The following is a 16,795-nucleotide window of genomic DNA, read 5'->3' as shown; positions in this document are numbered from 1 at the left end:
CAGACCCATGCAGGATCCTCTCTCTCCAGCACCGGTTTTTTTACGGCAGGCCCTGGATCGCTATCCATTTACCTCGCGGCGACGGGTGGTGATGGGCAAACGGGGAGCCGTGGCCACCAGCCAACCGCTGGCGGCAATGGCGGGTATGGAGATGTTCTGGGCCGGCGGCAATGCCGTGGATGCAGCCGTGGCAATGGCGGTGGCTTTGACGGTGGTGGAGCCGACTTCCAATGGCATTGGTGGCGATGCTTTTGCGCTGGTGTGGGAGGGAGGGGAGAAGGGCCGGCTGCACGGCTTGAATGCTTCCGGTCGCAGCCCAGCTGCCCTGACGCCGGAGCGCTGTGTCGGCCAGATTCCCGCTTACGATTGGTTGGCAGTAACGGTGCCGGGGGCTGTTTCGGCTTGGCAAGCCTTGCACCGGCGCTGGGGACGGCTGCCCTTCGAGCGCCTGTTTGGGCCCGCCCTTCGCTTGGCCTGCGAGGGGTTTCCGGTTTCTCCCCGGATTGCCCAGCTGTGGCAGGCGGCGGAGGCCACCTATTTGCCGCTGCCAGATCCCCGCCACGAGGCCTTCAAAGCCGTTTTTTTCCCCCAGGGGCGTGCTCCACGGGCGGGGGAGCGCTGGAGCAGCCCTCTGCATGCACAAACCCTGGCGGAGATTGCCCATAGTGGCGGCGAGAGTTTTTACCGGGGGGAGCTGGCGGAGAAGCTGCTGGCTTTTTCGGATGCCACCGGCGGTCTCCTGTCCCGCGCCGACTTGGCAGAACATCGGGCCGACTGGGTAGAACCCATCCATACCGATTACCGCGGCTACACCGTCTGGGAGATCCCCCCCAATGGCCAGGGCATTGCCGCCCTGATGGCCCTCAACCTTTTGGAGGGTTTTGAGCTGGGTCGGATCCCCTACGAGGCCGGCGAGCGCTATCACCTGCAGATTGAGGCGATGAAGCTGGCTTTTGCCGATGTGAGCCGACAGGTAGCGGATCCCGACTATCTGCGGGTGAGTCCCGCCCAAATGCTGGATAAACGTTATGCCCAGCAACGGCGGCTGTTGATCGGTTCTAGGGCCATCCCCTTGGCTCAGCCAGGGCTACCTCAGGGGGGAACGGTTTACTTGGCCACAGCTGATGGCGACCTGATGGTGTCTTTGATCCAATCCAACTTCGACGGCTTCGGCAGCGGCCTGCTGGTTCCAGGGACAGGGATTGCCCTCCACAATCGCGGCACCGGATTCACCTTGGAACCCGGTCATCCCAACCAGGTGGGCCCGCGCAAGCGCCCCTACCACACGATTATCCCCGCCTTTCTTTCCAAAGATGGGATCCCCCTCGGCCCTTTCGGTGTCATGGGAGGGACGATGCAGCCCCAAGGCCATGTGCAGGTGGTGGTGAATCTGGTGGATTACGGCCTGAACCCCCAAGCGGCTCTGGATGCGCCCCGCTGGCGAGTGCTTCTCGACCAAGGGATCCCGCAGGTGGCGCTGGAGAGCACGGCCCCCCCTCAGGTGGTGGGAGAGCTTGCTGCGCGGGGCCACGCGGTGCAGGTGGTGGCTGCAGAAGAGGACTACGGCCTTTTTGGCCGGGGACAGATCATCTTTCGCGATGGGGATCACCTGATCGGGGCTTCCGAACCCCGTGCCGATGGGTTGGCCCTGGCCTGGTAGAAGGATCAGCTCATCACCATGCCACCGTCGATGGCGAAAACCTGCCCGGTGATGTAGGCTGCCGCCGGGTCGGCCGCCAAAAAGCGCACCAGCCCCGCCACTTCCGCTGGGGATCCCAGTCGCCCCAGGGGGATCTGCGCCAGGATAGGGCCGGGATCCAACTTCTCGGTCATCTGGGTGGTGATAAAGCCGGGGGCAACGGCGTTGACGGTGATGTTGCGGCTGGCCAGCTCGCGGGCTGCTGTCTTGGTCAGACCAATCACCCCTGCTTTGGCGGCGCTGTAGTTGGCCTGGCCGGCGTTGCCCACCAGGCCCACCACCGAGGTGATGTTGATGATCCGCCCCTGCCGCTGCTTGACCATGATCTTGGCGGCTGCCTTCAGGCAGAGAAAGACCCCCGTGAGGTTGAGATCCAGCACCGCCTGCCAATCTTCCGGCTTCATGCGCAGCAGCAGGGTGTCGCGGGCCATGCCGGCGTTGTTCACCAGCACGTTCACCCGCCCCCAGCGCTCCATCACCTGCTCAAAGAGCTGCTCCACTTCTGCCGGCTGGGAGACATCGGCGGCCACGGCCATCCCTTCTCCCCCCAGGGCGGCGATCTCCTGCACCAGCGACTCGGCCTCGGCGGCGGAGCGGGCGTAGTTGACGACCACCTTGGCGCCAATCGCCCCCAAGTGCAGGGCAACGGCCCGGCCAATGCCCCGGCTGGCTCCGGTGACCACCGCCACCTGGTTGTGGAGCGAAGGCAAGGGGAGAAGCTCAGACATAAGCGGCAGGTTCCTCGTTGTTGGGACAGCCGCAACAGTATAGGATGCTTTGGCTGTGTCTGGGGCCAGGTTTTTTGTCCACTCCCCACCCTTCTCCTGAGGGAATAGTAAACCGGGGGGCTGGGCCAGATTCAGGATAGCGCTCCGCGCCGCTGGCGCGTTCGTGACAGCGTTGCAGAGCAATAACGACGCCGCAAACTGTTTCATTGATAATTGATATTTGAAACGACTATAAAAGTTATCTCAATATCTTGCAAATGCTCGGCTACTTTCCCGCTCATGAGCATGTCAAGGTTTGCGCTGAATCCAATAGGTGGTAAACAGTTCGCCACCGGCCTGTTTCTGAATTTTGCCCCCTAAGTCTGCGATGCGTCGCTCCCACTCTGTTAGGGGAGTGAAAATCGGTTCGGTGCCTTTGAATAGCTCGATGAGACCCCATTGTTCTGCCCACACCGAGTCAGGATTGACCACTTCGATGATCACCGGCGCAGCCGGTCGCAACACCCGCAGCAACTCTGCCCAAACCGCGTCGAAGTACTCAATCGGGTAGTAGTACAAAAATCCGGTGGCGATGGCCAGATCAAACTGCTCCGGCTCGTAGTTTTCCAGATGGTGGGCGGATCCCTGTTGCATCGACTTGAATAGCTTGGAGTTGAGCTGAGGTGCCCGCGAGCGAATAAAGCGTACGATCTCGCCACTCAGCTCATGGCCGTAAAAGTGGGCTTGCCAATCGTTCCAGGGATAAGTCAGGAAGCTCACCCCACAGCCCAAATCCAGGCAGGCTTCCCGTTTTTTGGGGGCACGCAACTGCCAAAAGGGGATCCCGAGGCGCTCTTGCAGATGATCTCGCTGCTGGGCTTGCCAAAAGGGCAGTTGCTCCAGATCTGGGGGAAGTTGCCAGCCTGGCCGACCCAGTTGCATTTCCAGCTCTCGGTTGAAGCGAGCGGCTACAGAAGCCAGGTAGGGATCCCAGCGTTCCCCGGTTTGCGGTAGCTCCATCTTTGGATGGCTTTGTTGTGGATGGTTGTGGACTTAACTGGCACTTAACCTACACTACCAAGACCCTTGACCCATAGGCTCCCGGCTGCAGGGATCCATTCACCCAACTGTGGCTGCCGAGGATGGTGCCGGCGGGGACTTGAGCTTGGGATCCCAGACAGGTGTGGGCGCCGATGTAGCAGGGGGCGTGCAGTTGGGCGTTGGGATGGATCTCAGCCGTTTTGTGCACCCATATCCCCGGCGCTTGTTCTTCCACATCCTTCAGGGGAAAATCCGTCATCCGGCCCAAGAGAATGTCCAGTTGGCCGTGGTAGTAGCTGGCCGGCGTGCCCAGATCCCGCCAGTAGCCTGCATGAAGGTAGGCTTGCATTCGTTGCCCTCGCCGGAGCAAATCAGGAAAGACGCGCCGCTCGAAGCTGAGGGGATCCCCGCTGGGGTAGTCTTTGAAAATGGCCGGATCGAGGACATAGGTGCCGGCGTTGATCGTGTTGGTGGTGAGGGTGAGGGCTTCGGCAGGGGTGGGCTTTTCCCGAAAAGACTGGATCTGGCCCCCTTCCCCCACTTCCACCAGGCCATAGGCGGTGATGTCCTCCACGCGGGTGAGGGTGAGGGTGGCAACGGCCTGGCTCTGCAGGTGGCATTGCATGAGCGCCTGCAAATCCAGATCCGTGAGGATATCGGCATTGAAGACCACCAAGGGATCCCCGCTGAAATAGGGCTGGGCCAGCACCAGGGCTCCTGCTGTATCCAAAGGCGTCTCTTCGGCAAGGTAGCGAAGCTTCACCCCCCAAGCAGCGCCATCTCCCAAAGCAGCCTCAATTTGTTGGCCCAAATACCCCACGCTGAGCAAAATGTCCGTCAGGCCGGCTCGTCGGCAGCGCCCCAGCAGCCATTCCAAGAAAGGCACCTCCAAAAGGGGCAGCAAAGGCTTGGGTTGCACAAAGGTAAAAGGCCGTAAGCGAGTGCCTTTCCCGCCCGCCAAGATCACCGCCTGCATACCCCCCCTCAACCCTAATTCCCTACCTGTAATATAGAGCAGCGCTTTGTCGGCGATCTGGCCGGCAGAAGAGCCTACAGAACTGATAGAGTTTTGGCACCTCTGCCTTGCCACCGCCCATGACCAAGCCCAAAGCCGGGATCCTCTACAACGATGCCAAGCCCGCCGCCAAACGCAGCAGCGAGGCCCTCTCCCGCTGGTTTCAGGAACAAGGCTGGGAAGTCTGTGTGGCCCCCAACTGGGGCGGCATCCTCGGCTACGCCAAGCCCGATAGCCCCATCTGCCTGACCAAAGTGGATAGCCTGGCCCCGGCTGGATTTGACGAGACCATGAAATTTGCGGTGGTGCTGGGGGGAGATGGCACCGTCTTGGCAGCAGCGCGGCAACTGGCCCCCAAAGGGATCCCCCTGTTGGCGGTGAACACAGGCCACCTGGGCTTTTTGACGGAGACTTACCTTTCTCACCTAGAAGAGGCTGCCAGCGCCGCCATCGCCGGGGAGTACACCCTGGATCGCCGCAGCATGTTGCTGGTGCAAGCCTACCGAGGGCAGGAATTGCGCTGGGAGGTCTTGAGCTTAAACGAGATGGTGCTGCACCGGGAGCCTTTGACCAGCATGTGCCATTTCGAGATCACCATTGGGGATCACTCTCCCCTGGATGTAGCTGCCGACGGAGTGATTTTGGCTACCCCCACCGGCTCGACGGCCTATGCCCTCTCGGCGGGCGGGCCGGTGATCACGCCGGGGGTGCCGGTTTTGCAGTTGATCCCGATTTGCCCCCATTCCATGGCCTCGCGGGCCTTGGTCTTCCCCGATTCGGAGGAGGTGTGGATCAGCCCCGTTACTCCTCAGCCGCTGGTTTTGGTGGTAGATGGGAATGCCGGCTGCTACATCCTGCCGGAAGACCAAATTCGGGTGGTGCGTGCCCCTTACTGGACGGATCTGATGCGCCTACGCCGACCGGAGTTTTTCCGCGTCATGCGAGAGAAGTTGGGGTGGGGACTGCCCCATGCTTCTAAGCCCACATCGGTGGAGTTGCCTTGAACCAGAAGCAGATCTCAGCTTTTGCCCAGCTTCAGCATCTGATCCACCACCCCCAGCGTTTCTTCGTAGAGGTAGTCGGGGCCGGGCCGCTGCAACTCAGCGGCCAACAGGGTATCGAGGGAATCCTGCTCCAGGGGAGCCACCTGGCGAATCACACATCTCTGAGCGCCCCCCATGGCTTCCATGCGCATACACCCTGTGGTTTCCGAACACAGCACGGTACAGGCATTGGCTTCTTGATTGCTGGCGGTGAGGCGCAGCCCGATGAGATCCCCCGGCTGGCTGATTTCCGAGGCCAAGGGCACAGCGGCCAATTCCGCCATCACCTGGCCGCCCGTTTGGGTTTGAAAGCAGAGGCGGTCGATCTTGTAATCGTGTTCTTGAGCCTGAACCCGCTCTGTGGGCGTCCACCCCAGGCGACCAGCCAGCCAGCCCAAAAAAAGGAACGCCTGGCAGGGATTGCCGGCTTTGTAGTCGAGGGTCACGCGATCCACAAGGTATAGGGACTCCCGCCGGTCGGGAGGGTCAAAGGCTTGGGCGGTGAGTTCCTGCCAGGGCAGCAGCCGCCGCCAGTTAAGATCCCCGCAGTGGCGCCCCTCGCCGACCAAGAGGTGGATCTCCTGCAGATCTTCTTCTGGATTGACAAAGCCGCGCGAATCGACGATGACCCGGTTGCTGAGGGCCACCAATTTTTGAAACAGCAGGCTGTTCAAGTCCAGATCCCCTTGCCACCACAAAAAGGTGGGCAAGTTGGGGATCAGCAGGGAAGCGATGGTGCTGCAGGCCCGCACAAAGGCCGATTCCGGCGCCTTCAGGGTGATGTATTCGCAACAGACCAACGAGCTGCGCTGCTCGCGAGTTACCGGACAATAGGCGGCCACCTGGGCCTCGATGGTGTCGTCTGCGGATCCCGCCCGTTTGGCTCGCAGGTCGATGACGCGACAGGGGTTCTGGGTGGCAATGGCCTCGACGGTGGGGGAGGGCAGCAACAGCGCGTCGTCCAGAGATTCATAGACCACTAGGGTAAAGGTGGCGGCGCGGGCGGCAACGCTCTCTCCCTTAGAAGACCAGATTTTGTTCAGCTCCTGCTCAATATCCTCGATGGAGACATCTTTCGGGGTTTGCAAAGGCAGGACGGCGGTGGATTGATCCATGGTCTCCTCCTGGAGCGGGCTCTTGCTCGATTCTAAGCAGATGGGCCGGCTGGCCGGGAAGGGTTTAAGGTGGGGTACAGATTGGCCGGCTCCAGCTTCTGCACCCGATCTGCGAAACAGCAGGCTCAGGCGGGCCGGGGCTGGATGGTCAGCTCTGAGGGACGGGCGGGATCCCCTACCAACAGCACGCCGCGACCGTTGGCGTGCAGGTGCCGCACAATCCAGTACAGGGTTTCGATGCGCTCCGGGCAGCCTAGTTTTTCTGCCAACTGGGGCAAAGTCAGGGATCCCTGCTGCGCCTGTACCGTCTCCAGCACCCGCCGTTGCAGCTCCAAGACGGCGCGGGCGGCTTTTTTGCCTGCCTCTACCCCCGGTTGATGGTAGGCGTTGATCCGGATGAGAGAAGCATAGAGGCCCACGGCTCGTTCGTAGAGGGCGATCAAGGCCCCCACTGAACGGGCATCCACCCGTGGCAGCGTCACGGTAATGGAGTCGCGCCCGTTTTCGTAGAGGGCCTGGCGGGTGCCCTGCAACAGGCCGTCCAGGTAGTCGCCGCTGGTTACCTGCGGCTCCACGAAGGGGGAAGGGATCCCGGGCTCTCGATCCTGGAGCACCTCGATGAAGGTAACAAAAAAGTTGTTCAAACCATCCCGCAACTGCTGCACGTAGGCGTGTTGATCGGTGGTGCCTTTGTTGCCGTAAACGGCGATGCCCTGCTCCACGCGGTTGCCGTTCAGATCATGGGATTTGCCCAGGGATTCCATCACCAACTGTTGTAAGTAGCGGCTAAACAGCAGCAGGCGATCCTTGTAGGGCAAAACCACCATATCTTTGCGCCCTTGGCCCTGACCGACGATGTACCAAGCCATGGCCAGCAGGGCGGCAGGATTGCGCTCCAGGTGGGGCAGGCGGGTGGCTGCGTCCATGGTGGCGGCCCCGGCCAGCAAAGCCCGGATGTCGATCCCCTGCAATGCTGCCGGCAACAGGCCCACTGCCGAAGTTTCGGAGGTGCGTCCCCCCACCCAGTCGAAGATGGGGAAGACCGCCAGCCACCCCTCTTGCCGCGCCTGTTGCTCCAATTGGCTGCCGGGCCCGGTGATGGCCACCGCATGGTCAGAAAAAGGGATCCCGGCCTTTTGGTAGGCCAGCTTCACCTCCACCAAGCCATTGCGCGGCTCTGGGGTGCCGCCGGATTTGGAGGTGGTGATCACCAGGGTTTGTCCCAGCTTGCCCGCCAGCCGTCCCAGCACCCGATCAAACCCATCGGGATCCGTATTGTCGATGAAGTGGATATTCAGAGGAGGGTGCAGAGGAGCCAGGGCCTCGGCCACAAATTGCGGCCCCAGAGCCGAGCCGCCGATGCCGATGCAGAGGAGCTCGGTGAAACGCCCCCCGCCGCTGGCCGGGATGGCTCCACGATGGATCTGTTGGGCAAAGGTTTCCACTTGCTCAATGCAATCCTGAATGGCCTGCCGGATCTCCGGGGTGGGAGCCAGCTCCGGCGCCCGCAGCCAATAGTGGCCCACCTGGCGGCCTTCGTCGGGGTTGGCGATGGCCCCGGCTTCCAAAGCCTGCATCTCGGCAAAAGCCTGGGCAAAGCGAGGCCGCAGCGCTTCCACCTGAGGAGGAGTCAAGCGGATGCGGCTGATATCGACGAAAATCTCCAGGCTGGGATGGTAGTAAAGCCAGTTGCAGTAGTGCTGCCAGAGTTGAAGGCCGTCCATGGGATCCTTTTCGCCAAAAGCCGTAACCAGCTTACCAAACCCTTCTCTACTCCCAGCCGAGGGTCGTGCGCTCCAGCCAGGATCGATCCAAACTGACCAGCGCCTCTTCGACCCCGACGCCCGTCTCAGGGTGACGCCAGTTGGGGGCGATCTCACACAAGGGAGCTAAGACAAAGGCACGTTCCATCATGCGAGGGTGGGGCAACGTCAGCTCGGGGCTATTTAGGATCCGGTTGCCCACGGCCAGCAGATCCAAATCCAGAGTTCTGGCCTCCCAGCGGATGCGCCGCACCCGCCCCGCCTCCTGCTCGATGGCCAGCAGCGCCCCAATCAACTCCAGAGGGGACTGGTAAGGGGGAAAGGGATCCAACGCCACCACGGCGTTGAGGTAGTCGGGCTGGCCGGCTGGCCCCCCTTGGGCAGGGCTGCGGTAGAGGCTGGAGCGAGCCACCACCTGGCCCAACCTGAGCAACTTCTGCCCAGCCGAGCGCAATTGCCGCAGCGGATCCCCCAGGTTGCTGCCCAGGGCAATGTAGGCCAGGTCGGGATTCATGAGGCTTCTCATCTGCTGACGGATCGCCAGCGGTCGATCTCTACGTAGACATCCCCAAACAGCCCCGGCAGGGGAGCTTGGGGCTTGTGCACCCGCACCGTCAGGGCCTCCAGTTGGGGATAGCTCTGCCACAGCCGCTCGGCAATCTGGTCTGCCAAGGTCTCGATCAAGCGGTAGCGCCGCTCGGTCACCTCTTGCCGCACCACCTCATACACTTGGGCGTAGTCCACCGTGCCAGAGAGGTCATCCTGGATCGGGGCCAGGGAAAGCTGCATCTCCACATCCACCACAAAGCGCCCGCCCAAAACCGCTTCCTCAGGGCGGTAGCCGTGGCGGGCATGAAAGACAAGACCCTGCAGCACCAACCTAGCCTGGGTCACGGTGGAGACCTTCCCAAACAGCCAGGGCGGAGACATGAGCAGGGACGTTGTGGACTCGCACCAAGGCAGCACCCTGGCTGGCGGCAAAAAGATGCACGGCCACGCTGGCGCTATCCCGCTCTTTGGGCACGGCGATGCCGGCCAGCTTGCCCACAAAACTTTTGCGGGAGGCCCCCACCAACACGGGGTAACCGCAGGCAACCAGCCGTGGCAGGGCTTTGAGCAGGGCCACATTCTGCTCGGCGGTTTTGGCAAAACCCAAGCCGGGATCCAAAACCACGCTGGGCACACCGGCCGCCAGAGCCCGCTCCGCCTGGGCCTGCAGAAAGCCAAAAACCTCCCCCTCCAGGTCGTCGTAGTCGGTCTGCTGCTGCATGGTGCGCGGCTCTCCCCGCATGTGCATGATCACCGCCGGCACCCCCTTCTCGGCGCACACCTGCATCATCTGCGGATCGCGCAGCCCGGTGACATCGTTAACGATGTGCGCTCCCGCGGCCAGGGCCGCCGCCGCCACCTCCGTTCGGCGCGTATCGACGCTGATGGGGATCCCGGATCCTTCCAGGGCCCGGATCACAGGCAAGACCCGGTCGCATTCCACCTCCACGGATACCGGCTCCGCCCCCGGACGGGTGGACTCGCCGCCGATATCCACAATCAAGGCCCCCGCCGCCGCCATGGCCCTGGCTGCCTGTACGGCTGCTTCCACGGATCCCCACTGGCCGCCGTCGCTGAAGCTGTCAGGGGTTACATTCAGCACCCCCATCACCGCCACCCCGCGCCACGAGAGGCGGTAGCCCTCGGCCACCTGTTCGGCCCTGGGCAGGGGACGCCGAGAAGTTAAGCCGGTAACACGTGTAAGCAGTAGACCATGATCCCGTGCAACAAGCATGTCGCCTTATGCTGCTGGAGCAGAGACATTTTTCTGTAGCTCAGGATACTACAGCCTAAGCTCTGCACCTGCCTGAAATCCAATAAAGCGCTTTGGCCTCTCCAGCTTTTAGGAGCAAGCTCAGGGAGGATCTCCCACCGGCTTAGGCGCGGGGGGTGGCCTGAGCCGGCAGAGAAGCTCATCCCGTTCTAGAACATGATGTCGTCTTCCGAACGACCCCAGATGCACCAAATGATAGAGGCAAAGATCGCCATGTAAACCCAGGCCATCGGGCTATATTGCAGCAGATCCATCAATACATCCCTAAAACATTTGTTTATCTAGTCCAATTATTGTGATGTTTCGTTACAGCGTCAACAGTTCTCTCAGGAAAAAGCTCCTCCTCAGGCCAGACCGGAGCTGTGCTGGGATCCCTTGCCGGAAGGGGGCTAGGTTTTTTGGCCTACAGGGTATGGGCAGATTCTCAGTGCTGAGCAAAGCCGGTTGCCTGAGAGAAAGGCAGGGGGAGCTGGACATGAGCCTAGACATTGAAGCGGAAGTGCATCACATCCCCTTCCTGCACCACGTAGTCTTTGCCCTCGCTGCGCACCAGGCCCTTCTCTCTAGCGGCATTCAGGGATCCCGCCGCCACCAGATCAGCATAGGCCACCGTCTCGGCCCGGATGAAGCCCCGCTCGAAATCGGAGTGGATCACGCCGGCTGCCTGGGGGGCTGTGGCTCCGACGGGGATCGTCCAGGCGCGGGTTTCCTTGGGGCCGGAGGTGAAGTAGGTGCGCAGGCCCAGCAGCTCGTAGGTGGCCCGGATGAGGGATTTCAGCCCGCCTTCTTTCACCCCCAACGAATCCAGATAGGCCTGTCGCTCCTCAGGGGGCAGCTCCACCAGCTCTGCTTCCACCTGGGCTGAGACCACCACCACGCCCGCCCCTTCCGCCTTGGCAAACTGGCGCACCTGCTCCACCCAGGCATTGCCGCCGGCCAGATCCGTTTCCGCCACGTTGGCAGCGTAGATCACCTTCTTGCGGGTGAGCAGCCCCAGCCCTTTGATCAACTGCTCTTCTTCCGGGCTGAGGGGCACCAGCCGGGCCGGTTTGCCCTCGTCCAGAGCGGCCTGCAGCTTCTCCAGCGCCTGCAGCTCCGCTTGGGCAGCTTTGTCGGATTTGGCCTGCTTGCGCACCCGTTCCAAGCGCCGCTCGATCTGGGCCAGATCCGCCAGGGCCAGCTCCAAGTTGATGACGCCGATATCCCGCAGAGGATCCACCGAGCCGGCCACATGCACGATGTTTTCGTCCTGGAAGCAGCGCACCACATGCACCACGGCGTCCACCTGGCGAATGTGGGAGAGAAACTGGTTGCCCAGCCCCTCTCCCTTGCTGGCCCCTGCCACCAGCCCGGCAATATCCACAAACTCGATTTGGCTGGGGACGATCTCGGCAGAGCCGCTGATCTTGGCCAGCACCTCTAGGCGCTCATCCGGCACCGCCACCCGCCCCACATTCGGCTCAATGGTGCAAAAGGGAAAGTTGGCCGCCTCGGCTTTGGCATTTTCGCAGAGGGCGTTGAACAGAGTCGATTTGCCTACATTGGGCAGGCCGACAATTCCAGCTCTGAGCATCGAGATCGCGGAGGAAAAAGCTAGGGTAACGGCAAGGGGATCCGTTGCAAAACTTTAAGATCACTATTTTGACGTTAGCATTTGTCGCCTCCGGCTGGAGCACCTTCCCCGGTGACAGATCCGCTCCCTCACCCCCAGCCCCTCTCCCAAAGGGAGAGGGGGGATAGGCGGAGAGAGGTTTTTGGGGTTGCCCTTAAACCCGCTCCAGAAAGGCGACTCCCTCTACATGCCCGGTTTGGGGAAAGAAGTCGGCAGCTCGCCATTGGGTTAGGTGGTAGGATCCCTCGGCCAGCAAGATTTGTAAGTCGCGCGCCAAGGTGGCCGGGTGACAGCTAATGTAAACGAGGCGCGGTGGCCGTCGCAGCTTTAAGATCTCGAGCACTTGGCGGTCGCAGCCACGTCGCGGCGGATCCAGCACCACAATGTCGGCAGGGGGCAGGGTTGGCAAAACCTGTTCCACCGTGCCCTCGAAAAACTGGACAGCAGAGAGGTTGTTGAAGCGAGCGTTGTAGCGGGCCTGGGCCACCGCTTCCGGCAACGCTTCCACCCCCATCACCCGTTTGGCCCGTTGCGCCAGCAGCAAGGTCAGGGTGCCGATGCCACAGTAGGCGTCCAGGACGGTCTCCTCTCCCCGCAGGTTCAGTTGATCGACTATCCAGGTAAAGAAGGCCTCCGCTTGCTCGGTATTGACCTGGAAGAAAGAGGTGCTGTCGATCCAGAGGGAAAAACCGGCAAATTCTTCCCGCAGGGATCCCCGACCGGCAATCACCTCCGTTTGCGGGCCAAAGATGGCGTTGGTGCGGGCCGGATTGAGATTGAGACAGACCCCCACCAGGTCGGGGTAGCGCTGCATCCAGCGTTCAGCCCAGCTTTCCAGATGGGGCAGGTCGCGGCTGCAACTGACCAAGGTCAGCAGCACCTCGCGGGTACGGCGACCGATGCGCAAGCCCAGGTGGCGGAGATGGCCCTGGTGGCGGCTTTCGTCATACACGTTCCAGCCCGTTTCCTGGAGATCCCGCTTGATCTCCCTCAGGAACACGTCCAACCGCTCATCCTGCACGGGGCATTGGTTGAGGTTCACCAGGCGGTGGCTGCCCCGTTGGTAGTAGCCCACGCGCAACGGCTGGCCTGCCGCTTTGGCAATGGGGTAGGTGACCTTGTTGCGGTAGCGCAGCGGCTGCGGGGATCCCAAAATGGGGACAGGCTCCGGCAGGGTAAGGCCGCCAATCCGTTCCAGCGCATCCCTGAGGATCTGCTGCTTGGTGGCCAGTTGCTGAGCGTAGCTGACGTGTTGCCATTGGCAGCCACCGCACTTGTCAGCCACGATGCAGGCCGGTCGCACCCGTTCGGGAGAGGGAGTCATTAACGACCGAATTCGTCCGACCAAATAGTTGCGCTTGATCTCGGTGATCTGGGCCACCACCTGATCCCCCGGCACCGCCTGGGAGACAAACACCACCCGCCCTTGTCCCAGTCCCGCCGTGTGGGCAATGCCATCTCCTTGGGGGGTCAGATCCGTGATCTCCAGGGATAGGAGATCGCCGGGTTTAACGGGATCCAGAAAACCAGAAGGGAGCGGCTGTTCCATTAAGCTGTTTCGCTAGAGTGGCTTATTCCTGGGTCAAAGCAGACAGAGAAGGCAAAACATCCTCTCGAAAAGGAACCTCATTTTGATTGACATTCTCCAGCTCGGCCAACATGAGAGGATTAACCCGATTCAAATAAGGCACCAAAACCTGTTGCAGCCGTGGTCGATAAAAACGGTGGTAGCTGTACACAGGCGTAGCCGGAAATCCCCGCCGGATCTTATGGGATCCGCCGGCGCCGGGATCAAAGTTGCGGATCCCTTCGCGGATGGCCAGGGCAATCGGCTCGTAATAGCAAACGTTAAAGTGCAAAAACTTCACCTCTTCCCGACAGCCCCAGTAGCGACCGAATAGGCGATCTTCTTTACGAACACAAAAAGACATCCCCAGAATTTCTGTATTTCGTTCCCCGGCCACCAGCACCAGCCGCTGCCGATAGTTGGGATAGAGAGATTCAAAAAAGCGGCGGTTGAGATATTTGCTCCAGTTCCAGAATTGAGCGCAGGTGTTGCTGTAAAAATCATACATGAGAGAGAGCAGGCGCGGCGTGATCTCCTCTCCTGTGTAGATCTTGAGTTGTATGCCGCTTTTTTCCATCGCAGCCCGCTCCCGCTTAATGTTGCGCCGCTGGTTGGCATTGAACTGGCTCAAAAAGTCCTCGTAAGAGCGGTAGCCAGGGTTGTGCCACTGGTAGTTGTGGGTGATTCGAGGCGTCAATCCATCCGATTCTAATTGGGCCCGCCAGTCCAAATCCACATAAAGTAAGCTAAACACCGAAATATCATTATCTTGGCAAAAGCGGTCGATAATGGCCAACATCAACGGCCACACTTCTGCTGCCGAGTAGTCGGGGTGGACGAGAATGCGATAGCCGGTGGCCGGCGTAAAGGGGGCCATGCCGATCAACTTTGGGTAGTAGCGTTCCCCCAGTTGGCCGGCAACCGCAGCCCATTCTTGGTCGAAGATAAACTCACCCTGGCTGTGGCTTTTCAAATACAAGGGGGCAGCGGCGATCAATTGCCCCCCCGACTCCACCAACAGGTGACAGGGCAACCAACCCGTGTTGCGGCTGGCACAACCGGAAGCCTCTAAGCTGTGCAGCCATTCGTATTCCAAAAAAGGAGAGGTGCGCTCCGTCTGCAAAGTGTGCCAGGCAACCGCCGGGATCTCGCGAATATCGTGGCACCAGCGCCATTTCAAGCCGGTTGACATTTGCCTGCCCAGATAGACCAACTCGCCCTGCAGCCGCGTCAGCTTGGCTGTCCCCATACTCCTTGCAGAGAGGATCCGCCGCCTTTAAGTTCAACACGGGACAGGATCCCTGCGCTTGCTTGCCTGCTTAACCCACATAATATGTACAAGATTGGAAAACAGAGAACTGCTCCTCGACCCGGCGCCAGAGAGTGCCTTTGTGTTAACGTATTTTATTCGCGATCCCTGGGCTCGTAGTAGTGGTTGGCCAATTCCAGAGCCATCTGAAACTTCTGCTCACGGGTGAGGTCGGCCTGCCGGGCGATCTGGGCAAAGCGGTTGACATCTGGGGGCAAGAAGTCGAAAGGCCGCTGTTCCCGCACAATATCTACGACCAAATCGCAAAGGGCCTGCTGGTAATCGTTGTAAAAAATCTCCCCCAAAGCCTTGAGGCGGCCATCGGGCACCGGATTGTTAAAGTCAATGGCTTGCAGCTCCCCTTGCTCGTCGATAAACAGCTCCACCGAGTTCATTTCATAGCCCAACGCCCGATTGATAATCCGGCACGTATCGATAACTTTTTTGCCCATCTCTGGCGTGAGAAACTCTGGATCAAATAAGTACTCGCTGGCATCGAACTTGCGAAAGATGTATTTAATGGGGATGATCTTTCGGCCAATGCAGAGGGCGCGAATCTGCCAGGGATAGGGGCTTTTAACCTTCTCCTGGAGCATCATCACCTGGGATCCGGAGCGGTCGTAAAAGTAGAGGAGCTGCTCCATGTTATAGGCAATTTCGACCCCGATGGCCTCCCGTCCCTCCGCCGGTTTGATGACAATCGGCCAGCCGAGATCTTCTGCCATCCCCTGCCAATCGAAAAACTTGTGATACTTAAAGTCTTCTGTTTTCAAAGCCGGAGCTTCCTTGGGAGGTAGAATGTAAGTCTTTGGAATGGAGATCCCCAGCTCCTTGACCACCATGTAGGCGGCATCTTTGTTGCGCAAGTAGTAGTAAAAGCTGAAGGGGTTGTTGATGATGTATACTCCCCTGAAGGCAAAGCCCATGAACAGGCCAATTGCTTGGGGGTAAAGGTAGCTGAAGCGGTCTAGGATGAGGCGGTACTTGGTGCGGTAATCCAGGTTCACCTCGTGGATGGTGACATGTTCCGCCCGGATCTTGTAGGCTTGGCCGTTGCGGGCTTGAACGGGGGGAAGAGCGTTGAGGCGGGCCAGGGTGTCGTCCCCAAAAGGCTCGCTGAAGTGCAGGCTGCCAACCCAGTAGTCTTCGATCATCCAGGCTCCCTCGTCAAAAGCTCTCTCAATCCTCTGCAAGGGATCCTACGCGAAGGCGCGGATTTGGGCTTGCCAAGTGGGCCAGTCGTGATCCCCTTCCCACACCTCCAGGTGATGGGGGATGTCGTTGCGGCGGAGGACTTCTGCCAGGCGCAGGTTGTCGTTGAGGCAGTGATCCCGGTGGGCGGTGAGCAGTTTTAGCTCGGTATTTTGCCCGCCCAGTTGATCCCAGAGTTGTCGGCTCATGTTGGACATGTAAGCCAAGGGGTTGATGAAGTACAGCTCCTGCTCCGCCTGCTGGGGATCCCAGCCGGTGATGGGGCCGAGAGCAGCCACATCGTAGGGCCCTCCCAGCGCCAGACAACGGCGCACCAGGCCGGGGTGCCGACAGGTGAGGTTGACGGCGTGGGTGGCCCCCAGAGAGAAGCCTGCCACCACCAGAAAGTCATTTTGTGCTTCTGCTTTGGCATAGGGGATCAGCTCTTCTACCCAGTGCTGCTCCAGCAACAGCCAGCGATCCCGCCGTTGGGGCACGTCCAGCTCGCGGTTGAACAAGGTCTCCCAATCCAGGGTTTCCACGCAAAAAGCCTGCAAATAGCCCTGTTCCAGATGATGGCCGAGGCTGGCGATAATGCCGCGATCTTCCAAGTCGAAAAAACGCCCGTTGCTGGTGGGCAGACAGATGAGCGGGTAGCCGTGATGCCCAAAGTGGAGCATCTCCATTTCCCGGCCCAAGATCGGAGAGGGAAAACGCAAGTAGCGGCGAGCGTAGGACATGAAAAACGGGGAAGGGATCCTCAAAACATACCCAACTTTCTCTTCTGCGGGGGAAAAGTTGTGCCTTGCCTGGCCAAGAAAGCCAAGCTGCAACCATGAACTACCCCACCGCGCAGGCGGGTGGGGTTTCCCCATCCGCTTTACGGCGAGATTTTTGTCTCTTCCTCTGCC

General features: G+C 60.4%; 15 protein-coding genes. 2 read left to right on the top strand and 13 right to left on the bottom strand.

Going from position 1 to position 16,795, the window contains the following annotated elements; translation table 11 throughout:
- The first annotated feature begins 7 nt into the window (after positions 1 to 7).
- Positions 8 to 1,660, top strand: coding sequence for a gamma-glutamyltransferase family protein (locus NW862_RS08165; protein ID WP_414427088.1), 1,653 nt, complete (start codon positions 8 to 10; stop codon positions 1,658 to 1,660).
- Between the two features lie 5 nt (positions 1,661 to 1,665).
- Here NW862_RS08165 and fabG read toward each other — a convergent pair whose 3' ends face one another.
- The 3 genes from fabG to NW862_RS08150 all read right to left on the bottom strand — a co-directional run bounded on the left by fabG (position 1,666) and on the right by NW862_RS08150 (position 4,423).
- On the bottom strand, positions 1,666 to 2,409 hold the full coding sequence (fabG, locus tag NW862_RS08160) for a 3-oxoacyl-[acyl-carrier-protein] reductase (RefSeq protein ID WP_414334828.1): 744 nt from the start codon (positions 2,407 to 2,409) through the stop codon (positions 1,666 to 1,668).
- Between the two features lie 306 nt (positions 2,410 to 2,715).
- Entirely contained in the window at positions 2,716 to 3,426 is a 711-nt protein-coding gene (locus tag NW862_RS08155) for a class I SAM-dependent methyltransferase (protein WP_414334816.1), read from the bottom strand.
- 49 nt (positions 3,427 to 3,475) lie between these two features.
- Entirely contained in the window at positions 3,476 to 4,423 is a 948-nt protein-coding gene (locus NW862_RS08150; protein WP_414334817.1) for a sugar phosphate nucleotidyltransferase, read from the bottom strand.
- A gap of 119 nt (positions 4,424 to 4,542) precedes the next feature.
- Here NW862_RS08150 and NW862_RS08145 point away from each other — a divergent pair, with 119 nt between their 5' ends.
- The gene (locus NW862_RS08145) at positions 4,543 to 5,466 is read left to right on the top strand and encodes an NAD(+) kinase (protein WP_414334818.1); all 924 of its coding nucleotides are present in this window, start codon (positions 4,543 to 4,545) and stop codon (positions 5,464 to 5,466) included.
- Positions 5,467 to 5,480: 14 nt separating this feature from the next.
- On the opposite strand, the gene NW862_RS08140 is transcribed toward NW862_RS08145, so the two are convergent.
- The 10 genes from NW862_RS08140 to NW862_RS08095 all read right to left on the bottom strand — a co-directional run bounded on the left by NW862_RS08140 (position 5,481) and on the right by NW862_RS08095 (position 16,624).
- The gene (locus NW862_RS08140; protein WP_414334819.1) at positions 5,481 to 6,620 is read right to left on the bottom strand and encodes a glucose-6-phosphate dehydrogenase assembly protein OpcA; all 1,140 of its coding nucleotides are present in this window, start codon (positions 6,618 to 6,620) and stop codon (positions 5,481 to 5,483) included.
- 125 nt (positions 6,621 to 6,745) lie between these two features.
- Positions 6,746 to 8,344: a glucose-6-phosphate isomerase gene (locus NW862_RS08135; protein WP_414334820.1), complete on the bottom strand. Its 1,599-nt coding sequence runs from the start codon at positions 8,342 to 8,344 to the stop codon at positions 6,746 to 6,748.
- A 46-nt stretch (positions 8,345 to 8,390) separates the two neighbouring features.
- Complete coding sequence (folK, locus tag NW862_RS08130) at positions 8,391 to 8,897, bottom strand: 2-amino-4-hydroxy-6-hydroxymethyldihydropteridine diphosphokinase (RefSeq protein ID WP_414334821.1); 507 nt, start codon at positions 8,895 to 8,897, stop codon at positions 8,391 to 8,393.
- 8 nt (positions 8,898 to 8,905) lie between these two features.
- Positions 8,906 to 9,277 carry a dihydroneopterin aldolase gene (gene folB, locus NW862_RS08125; protein ID WP_414334822.1) on the bottom strand — a complete coding sequence of 124 codons (372 nt, stop codon included), beginning with the start codon at positions 9,275 to 9,277 and terminating at the stop codon, positions 8,906 to 8,908.
- Positions 9,264 to 10,166 carry a dihydropteroate synthase gene (gene folP, locus NW862_RS08120; RefSeq protein WP_414334823.1) on the bottom strand — a complete coding sequence of 301 codons (903 nt, stop codon included), beginning with the start codon at positions 10,164 to 10,166 and terminating at the stop codon, positions 9,264 to 9,266. The genes folB and folP overlap by 14 nt, the downstream gene beginning before the upstream one ends.
- Before the next feature lie 520 nt (positions 10,167 to 10,686).
- Positions 10,687 to 11,778, bottom strand: coding sequence for a redox-regulated ATPase YchF (gene ychF, locus NW862_RS08115; protein ID WP_414334824.1), 1,092 nt, complete (start codon positions 11,776 to 11,778; stop codon positions 10,687 to 10,689).
- 193 nt (positions 11,779 to 11,971) lie between these two features.
- Positions 11,972 to 13,366, bottom strand: a complete 1,395-nt coding sequence (gene rlmD / locus NW862_RS08110; protein WP_414348808.1) for a 23S rRNA (uracil(1939)-C(5))-methyltransferase RlmD — start codon at positions 13,364 to 13,366, stop codon at positions 11,972 to 11,974.
- A 22-nt stretch (positions 13,367 to 13,388) separates the two neighbouring features.
- On the bottom strand, positions 13,389 to 14,576 hold the full coding sequence (locus tag NW862_RS08105) for a GNAT family N-acetyltransferase (protein WP_414427092.1): 1,188 nt from the start codon (positions 14,574 to 14,576) through the stop codon (positions 13,389 to 13,391).
- A 212-nt stretch (positions 14,577 to 14,788) separates the two neighbouring features.
- Positions 14,789 to 15,847 carry an ATP-grasp domain-containing protein gene (locus tag NW862_RS08100; protein WP_414334826.1) on the bottom strand — a complete coding sequence of 353 codons (1,059 nt, stop codon included), beginning with the start codon at positions 15,845 to 15,847 and terminating at the stop codon, positions 14,789 to 14,791.
- Between the two features lie 45 nt (positions 15,848 to 15,892).
- Positions 15,893 to 16,624, bottom strand: coding sequence for an alpha/beta hydrolase-fold protein (locus NW862_RS08095; RefSeq protein WP_414337128.1), 732 nt, complete (start codon positions 16,622 to 16,624; stop codon positions 15,893 to 15,895).
- Positions 16,625 to 16,795 lie beyond the last annotated feature (171 nt).

Origin of the sequence: Synechococcus sp. H55.8, from assembly GCF_047462375.1 — a bacterium.
Classification (GTDB): Bacteria; Cyanobacteriota; Cyanobacteriia; order Thermostichales; family Thermostichaceae; genus Thermostichus.
Note: the sequence above shows the minus strand (reverse complement) of the source record. Positions and strands in the feature narration are given on the sequence as shown.

Coding starts and splice junctions, on each gene's coding strand:
- NW862_RS08165 (WP_414427088.1), top strand. CDS start 8: ATGCAGGATCCTCTCTCTCCAGCACCGGTTTTTTTACGGCAGGCCCTG.
- NW862_RS08155 (WP_414334816.1), bottom strand. CDS start 3,426: ATGGAGCTACCGCAAACCGGGGAACGCTGGGATCCCTACCTGGCTTCT.
- NW862_RS08150 (WP_414334817.1), bottom strand. CDS start 4,423: ATGCAGGCGGTGATCTTGGCGGGCGGGAAAGGCACTCGCTTACGGCCT.
- NW862_RS08145 (WP_414334818.1), top strand. CDS start 4,543: ATGACCAAGCCCAAAGCCGGGATCCTCTACAACGATGCCAAGCCCGCC.
- NW862_RS08140 (WP_414334819.1), bottom strand. CDS start 6,620: ATGGATCAATCCACCGCCGTCCTGCCTTTGCAAACCCCGAAAGATGTC.
- NW862_RS08135 (WP_414334820.1), bottom strand. CDS start 8,344: ATGGACGGCCTTCAACTCTGGCAGCACTACTGCAACTGGCTTTACTAC.
- folK (WP_414334821.1), bottom strand. CDS start 8,897: ATGAATCCCGACCTGGCCTACATTGCCCTGGGCAGCAACCTGGGGGAT.
- folP (WP_414334823.1), bottom strand. CDS start 10,166: ATGCTTGTTGCACGGGATCATGGTCTACTGCTTACACGTGTTACCGGC.
- ychF (WP_414334824.1), bottom strand. CDS start 11,778: ATGCTCAGAGCTGGAATTGTCGGCCTGCCCAATGTAGGCAAATCGACT.
- rlmD (WP_414348808.1), bottom strand. CDS start 13,366: ATGGAACAGCCGCTCCCTTCTGGTTTTCTGGATCCCGTTAAACCCGGC.
- NW862_RS08105 (WP_414427092.1), bottom strand. CDS start 14,576: ATGTCAACCGGCTTGAAATGGCGCTGGTGCCACGATATTCGCGAGATC.
- NW862_RS08100 (WP_414334826.1), bottom strand. CDS start 15,847: ATGATCGAAGACTACTGGGTTGGCAGCCTGCACTTCAGCGAGCCTTTT.
- NW862_RS08095 (WP_414337128.1), bottom strand. CDS start 16,624: ATGTCCTACGCTCGCCGCTACTTGCGTTTTCCCTCTCCGATCTTGGGC.